This is a genomic window from Corynebacterium sp., assembly GCF_012837295.1.
In the GTDB taxonomy this organism is placed as follows: Bacteria; Actinomycetota; Actinomycetes; order Mycobacteriales; family Mycobacteriaceae; genus Corynebacterium.
The window spans coordinates 1-6,462 of record NZ_DURI01000127.1; the positions used below are offsets into that span (position 1 = coordinate 1).

Below are 6,462 nucleotides of genomic sequence, written 5' to 3' on the forward strand. Positions count from 1 at the left end.
GGGGGACAGGAGCGGGGCCTGCGCTCCGGCACCCCGGACGTCGCCGCGGCGGCCGGCATGGCGGCGGCGCTGCGCGCGGCGACGGCGGCGATGGAGGAGGAGCGCCGGGCCGTCGCAAAGCTGAGGGATCGCCTGCTGGCCGCCGTCCGCGAGCTGGAGGGGGTCGTGGTGCACACGTCGGAGCCCGCGCTGCCGGGTCACGTGCACGTCAGCGTGTCGGGAGCGGAGGGCGACAGCCTGATCATGCTGCTCGACGCGGCCGGGATTTCCGCGGCCACGGGATCGGCGTGCGCCGCCGGCGTCAACCGGGCGAGCCACGTGCTCGAGGCGATGGGCGTCGACGTCGCCACGTCGCGCGGGGCGCTGCGATTGACGCTCGGGTGGGATTCCTCGGACGCCGACGTCGATGCGGTGCTGTCGGTGCTGGGTGATACCGTCGCACGGGCGCGCGCGGCGGGAATGGCCTGATCGGGCGCGGTGTTGGTGCCGGAGAATGGTCTTCGGGAAGCAAGACGCACGGGAGGTAGCGCGATGCGGGTGTTGGCGGCGATGAGCGGCGGAGTGGACTCGGCCGTGGCGGCGGCGCGGCTGGTCGACGCCGGGCACGACGTCGTCGGCGTGCACCTGGCCCTGGCCAAGGACCCCGTCACGCTTCGCGCCGGTGCCCGCGGCTGCTGCTCGCTGGAGGATTCCGGCGACGCCCGCCGCGTCGCGGACCTGTTGGGCATCCCGTTTTACGTGTGGGACTTCTCGGAGCGGTTCCGTGCCGAGGTCGTCGATGATTTCATCGATTCCTACGCACGTGGCGAGACCCCGAACCCGTGCCTGCGCTGCAACGAGCGCATCAAGTTCCAGGCGCTGCTCGACCGCGGGCTGGCGTTGGGCTTCGACGCCGTGGCCACCGGGCATTACGCGCTGGTCGATGAGGATGGGCGCCTGCGCCGCGCCGGCGACCAGGCGAAGGACCAGTCCTACGTGCTCGGCGTGCTCGACCGCGACCAGCTGTCGCGTTCGTTGTTCCCCATCGGCGACACGGAGAAGCCGCAGATTCGCGCGGAGGCGGCGGCGCGGGGGATCACCATCGCCAACAAGCCGGATTCCACGGACATCTGCTTCATTCCCGACGGCGACACGCAGGCGTTCCTGGGCCGCCACATCCCGCGCCGGCCGGGGGCGGTGATCGATGGGGCGACGGGGGAGAAGCTCACCGACCACGACGGCGTCGACGCGTTCACCATCGGCCAGCGCAAGGGACTCGGCCTGCCGGGCCCCGCGGCCGACGGCAAGCCCCGCTACGTCACCGGCATGGACGTGGGCACGGGCACGGTGACGGTGGGGCGCCGGGAGGACCTCGACGTCGGGGTCCTGCACGTCGACCGCGCCGTGTGGCTTGACGACGTCCACGCGGAAACCGGCCAGCCGCCCGCCTCCTTCGACGCGGAGGTGCAGGTGCGGGCGCACGGCCGTCCCGTGCCGTGCCGGGTCGAGTGGACGGTCGAAGTCGACGATGCCGGAACGGGCGGGGCGTTCACGTGCATGCTCGGCGAGCCTCTGCGCGGCGTCGCACCGGGCCAGGCGGCGGTGCTGTACCTGCCGGACGAGGCCGGAGACATCGTCATCGGGTCGGGCACCATCACGTCGACGGAGAAGGCGCGGTGACCGGGTTCCGCGGCCTCGGCCCGCTGCCCGGCGCCGATGTGCGCGCGGTGGCGGAAATCCTCGCCGGCGAGTGCGGGGCGCACCCGCACCTGCCGATCCTCGAGGCCCGCGGCGTGGGCGCCGACGCCGTCGGGCGGACCGGCGCGATCTGCGCGGACCTGGGATTGGACGTCGGCCCCCGGTCATGGCGCATCGCCGACCGCGGCGGGCGCGCCGTGACGGTGGCCGCCGATCACCTGGAGCGGGACATCGACGTCTGCGAGGAATTCTGGGGCACGTCGCCGGAGCAGGTCACCGTGCCGGTCGTCGGGCCGTGGACGCTGGCGGCGTCGATCGAACTGCCCGGCGGCCACCGCATGCTCACCGACCGCGGTGCAGTGGCCTACCTCGCCGCCTCCCTGGCGGAGGGCCTGGATTCCCACGTCGCCGACGTGCGCAGGCGTTTCGGCGCCCAGGTGGACGTCGTCATGCACGAGCCCGCGGCTCCCGCGATCGCGGCGGGCCTGGTCGACGGGGCGGTCGAGGGAACGACGCTGCCCGCCGTCGGGTACCGCGAGCTGGCCGAACAGTGGCGCGCCATCACCGCGGAGGGGCGGGGGCGGCCGGAGGTCACCATCGCACTCCCGGGGCTCGCGGCGCGCCATCCCGGGCCGAGGCCGCCGTCGCTGGAAAAGGCGCTGCTCGAATCCGGGGCGGCGGGAATCGCGCTGCCCATCGGGGCCATCCGCGGGTCCGCGATGCTCGACGAGGTCGGGCGGCTGCGCCAAGCGGGACTGGACCTGTTGCTCGGTGCCGTGCCCGCGGAGCCGGGGGAGACCGACGAGCACACCGGAGCCCACCTGGAGCCCGACGCGCGGGGGATCTCCGAGCGAATCGCCCGGCTGTGGGACGAGCTGTCCTTCCCCCGGGCGGATCTCGTCGACCACGTCGGCATCACCGTCGATCGCGGGTTCGCCGGTGCGCCGGCAACGTGGATCGCCCCTGCCTACGCGGGCGGGCGGCGCACGGCGGAGCTGATCTCCCGCGCCGCCGGCGACCTGTAGGACCTAGGCGCCCAGGGCCTCGTCGATCATCGCGTCGGCGGCGGCGGAGAACAGGCGGATGTGGGCGTCCAGCGCATCGGGCTGATCGGCGACGGCGAGAACGCCGCCGCTGATGAGCAGCCGCAGGCCGTCGGTCAGGTCGCCGCGGTCGATTCCGTCGACGTCGGGGAGATCGGCGATGCATTCGACGAGGATGTCCGAGGCCGTGAGCTGATGCGCCATGGCGCGCCTATGCGCGGCTTCGTCCAGGTGGACGCGCAGCAGCTGATGACGCCACCGGAGGTCGCCGCCCGGGGCGCGGCGCAGATTGGATTCGACGAAGGCCCGGATGCCGGCGCGGGGGCCGGAAGACTCCCGGGCCGCGCGCACCTCCGCTCCGGCGGTGACGACCCACTCGTCGAAGCCGCGCATGGACACCGCCTCGATGAGATCCTCGACTCCGGCGTAGTAGCGGTACAGGCTGGGGCGGGCGAGCCCGACCTCCTTGGCGACGTCCCCGAGCGTCAGGGGCGGGATTCCCGTCCCGTCGACGTCGCGCCGCAGCAGGTGCTCGGCCGCGTCGAGAATCTTCTCGGTCATCGCGGCACGGTCACGCTGCGAGGTGGTGTTCGGGCTCCTCGGCATCGTTCCTGGATCCTTCCGGATGGCGGAATCCGGTTGGGCGGCGTGCGCCCGTTCCGGTTCGCCGGTGGTATCAGACCAGTTCAATTTATCAATGCCGAAACCGAAATGCAGAATTGCACTTCCGTGAAAAATTGTGCGCGGGCTTCAACTGAAATAGGCATTCTGACGTGAGTGTCGTGAAAATATCGTTCCCCCACGGGCTTTGGTGGTATATGGGCATGAATGGCCCATTTTCGGGCGGAATCGGAACGTCGCAAAGTTAGCGGCTATTCACCCGGTGTCACATCCGCTATCCCCGCTCGATGGCGGGCGGGGGTGGTTCAGCGGGCCATGGACTCCAAAAGCTTGATGACCGCCGGCGTATCCGTCAGGTCATCGATGATCGCGGTGCCGTCCGGCAGGTCATCGTCGGTGAAGTAGGGCGTCGGCAGCCGGTTGACGTTGATGAGTGCGGCGGTGAGGTCCGACGCCGTGTGGCGGCCGGTGGTCACGCCGACGAATCCGATCCCGCTTTCCAGCGCTGCGGCCGCGTCCGCGGGGGTGTCGCCGACGGCGACGACGGGGCCGCGGCCGCCCCATTCCATGAGGGCGACGTTCATCAAATCTGACCTGTCAATTGCGTAATCGCCGAAGGCGGAAAAGCGAGGCGCCATGAATTCGGACAAATGCGCGTGGCGCAATTTCAGCCACCCGGTTTCCGCCATGTTTCCCGACACGACGGTCTGCGAATGTCCGGCCCTCGCCAGCGAGGACACGACCTCGCGCACTCCGGGCAGGGGGAACCCCTTCCATTCGGCGACCGCGCACGCGTCGGCGAGGTCGGTGAGGAAGTCGCCGAGCTCCGCGTCGCCCGGCTGGGCGCCGAGCACCGTGCCCCAGATGTCGGCGTCGGTGCGGCCGGCGAAGGTCAGGTCCGCGGGGCGCTTCACGCCCCGGGCCTCCAGCAGCCGGTCGGCTTCGGCGTGGCCGAAGCCCGCATTGTCGATGAGCGTGAGATCGATGTCCCAGATGACGAGCACGGCCCTACCCCCGCGGCGCGTCGATGGGCCACGCGCCCATGTGGAAGTCCGACACGTCGCGGCCCTGCTTGACGAACCAGTCCCGCAGCGAGCGCTGCTGCTCGAAGTGGGACACCGCCTGGTATTCCATGAGCTCGTCGCCGTCCATGGTGGCCAGGTCCGGCCAGACCTTTTTCGCCATCACCCACGCCAGGCGGGCGGCGGCCAGCGCGTCGGCCGTCGCCTCGTGCGCATTGTCCAAACGCACGTGATAGTGCTCGCAGACGTTGCCCAGCGTCTTTCTTCCCTTGCGGTATTGGTCGCGCGCGCGGTCGATGACCAGGGGATCGAAGACGAGGCCGTCGACGGTGAACCCCGGATCCTGGGTGCGCAGGACCGTGAGGTCGTAGGCGGCGTTGAAGGCCACCAGCGTCAGACCGTCGCGCCAGGCCCGGCGGATCTCCTCGATCGTCCGCGCGAGCACCTCGTCGTGGGGCCGACCGTGCCGCCGCGCGTGCTCGGTGGTGATCCCGTGCACCGCCGCCGCGGCCTCGGGGATCTCCACCCCGGGGTCGGCGAGTAGCTCCTCCGCCTGCGGTGGGCCGCCGTCGATGCGGACCAGCGCGGATGTCACGATCCGGCATTCGTGGGGGTCGGTGCCCGTCGTCTCCAGGTCGAAGGCGAACATCCTGCCCGCGTCGAAGGTGGTCATGGCACCACTCTAAACGGGCCCCCGGATTCGGTGTGGGCCGGGTTCATCGCCCGTCGGCCCGGGTCTCCGCAGTGCGGACGATCGCCGCCGAGGCTTCGGCGTACCAGGACATGATGTCCGCCACCGCGCCATCCCTCGCCGGGTCCCCGTCGTCCGAGGACAAGCGGTCGACCTCGCGCACGCCCGCGTCGACGAGGGCCTGGATCGTCGACGCCAGGTGGCGGCGGGCGACGGGGTCGGAAACGGGGGAATCGGCGATCGCGCCGTCGAGGATGGCGTTGAGCTCGCGGTGGAGCGCCCCGATCCGCTCGCGCGCCTGGGCCGACAAGTGCAGTGCGGAGATGCCCGCCCGCCACGAATGGTCGGAGCCGGCCGCCAACCGGAGATTCGATTCCACGTAGGCGATGACGCGGGCGGGCCACCCGGCCGCCATCCCAGCAGAGTCGACGTCGTCGCGCACCGTGTCGAGCCACAGCGGGAATTGCCGTGCGACGACGGCTTCGATGATGCCGTCGACGTCCGGAAAGTAGCGGTACAGGGCCGACCGGGCGAGCCCCACTTCCGCCGCGATGGCCCCCATGGTCGGGGGCGGGGGAGTGTCGCGAACCCGCATCCCCGCCAAGATCCGTTCGGCGGCGTCGAGGATGGATTCGCTGGTCTTCCTGCGGTGTTCGATGAGCGTGGGGGCGGTGATGCGGGGCATGGATTCCTCCCTCGGACGGGGTCCCCGGCCGGGTTTCGGCTTCGGGGGACATTGTCCATATGGTCGAGGTCGATTTTAGCGACATCGTGTCGCCAAGAGAGCCTCACGACTTCGAGAGGTGTGTTCGACTCCATGTACGCGACGTTCCTCCGTGCCGCATTCGGCACGAAAAAACGGGCCTGGGCGGTGATCGTCGCCTGGGTCCTGCTCGTCGGGATTCTCGGCGCGATGTCGCCGTCCATCGACGACGTCAAGGCGGCCGGGGATGACGGCGCGCCGGCCGACGCCGCGTCCGCGATGGCGGAGGAGAGGCTCCGCGAAGCGTTCCCCGGCCGGGACGACGTCTTGCCCGCGATCATCACGATTTCCGAGGACGATGAAGCGACGGCCCGCGGCGCCGCCGCCGCGGTCACCGACCACTTCCGCGGGGCCGTCGGCGAGCGGACCCTCGCCCCGATCTCGGCGTCGTGCGCCGAGCCCGGTTCGGGTCTGCGCCCGGGGGCCGATTGCATGCCCGCGGGGGTGGAGGGCACGCGGTCGGGGGATGGGCTGACCCGCTCGCTGATCGTCCCCGTCGTCGACGATCCGACGACGGCCGAGTTCCGCGACGACGTCGCTGCCATGCGCAGGGCGGCGGCGGACGCGGCGGACGGCGCGACCACGCATCTCACCGGCCCGGCGGGAATCGTCACCGACACCGTGAAGGTCTTCGCGTCGGGCGAC

Annotated in this window: 8 protein-coding genes; 4 read left to right on the forward strand and 4 right to left on the reverse strand. The window is 71.1% G+C overall.

Annotation, left to right across the window (positions count from 1 at the left end; translation table 11 throughout):
- From GX015_RS04260 to GX015_RS04270, 3 genes are all read left to right on the forward strand, one after another.
- Positions 1-468: aminotransferase class V-fold PLP-dependent enzyme (locus GX015_RS04260; RefSeq protein ID WP_291343043.1), on the forward strand; the 468-nt coding region annotated here is incomplete at its 5' end.
- A 63-nt stretch (positions 469-531) separates the two neighbouring features.
- The gene (gene mnmA / locus GX015_RS04265) at positions 532-1,659 is read left to right on the forward strand and encodes a tRNA 2-thiouridine(34) synthase MnmA (protein WP_120983008.1); all 1,128 of its coding nucleotides are present in this window, start codon (positions 532-534) and stop codon (positions 1,657-1,659) included.
- A complete protein-coding gene (locus GX015_RS04270; RefSeq protein ID WP_120983007.1) occupies positions 1,656-2,702 on the forward strand; it encodes a methionine synthase in 1,047 nt (348 codons plus the stop codon). Before mnmA ends, GX015_RS04270 begins: the two co-directional genes overlap by 4 nt.
- 3 nt (positions 2,703-2,705) lie before the next feature.
- Here the strand turns inward: GX015_RS04270 and GX015_RS04275 are convergent, their stop codons facing one another.
- From GX015_RS04275 to GX015_RS04290, 4 genes are all read right to left on the reverse strand, one after another.
- The gene (locus GX015_RS04275; protein ID WP_291343046.1) at positions 2,706-3,281 is read right to left on the reverse strand and encodes a TetR/AcrR family transcriptional regulator; all 576 of its coding nucleotides are present in this window, start codon (positions 3,279-3,281) and stop codon (positions 2,706-2,708) included.
- Positions 3,282-3,646: 365 nt separating this feature from the next.
- Positions 3,647-4,345, reverse strand: coding sequence for an HAD hydrolase-like protein (locus GX015_RS04280; protein WP_120983005.1), 699 nt, complete (start codon positions 4,343-4,345; stop codon positions 3,647-3,649).
- A gap of 4 nt (positions 4,346-4,349) precedes the next feature.
- On the reverse strand, positions 4,350-5,036 hold the full coding sequence (locus GX015_RS04285) for a 3'-5' exonuclease (protein WP_120983004.1): 687 nt from the start codon (positions 5,034-5,036) through the stop codon (positions 4,350-4,352).
- 43 nt (positions 5,037-5,079) lie between these two features.
- Complete coding sequence (locus tag GX015_RS04290; protein ID WP_120983003.1) at positions 5,080-5,739, reverse strand: TetR/AcrR family transcriptional regulator; 660 nt, start codon at positions 5,737-5,739, stop codon at positions 5,080-5,082.
- Positions 5,740-5,871: 132 nt separating this feature from the next.
- On the opposite strand from GX015_RS04290, the gene GX015_RS04295 reads away from it, so the two are divergent.
- Positions 5,872-6,462 (forward strand): MMPL family transporter (locus tag GX015_RS04295; RefSeq protein ID WP_291343049.1); only part of this gene is annotated, 591 nt, incomplete at its 3' end.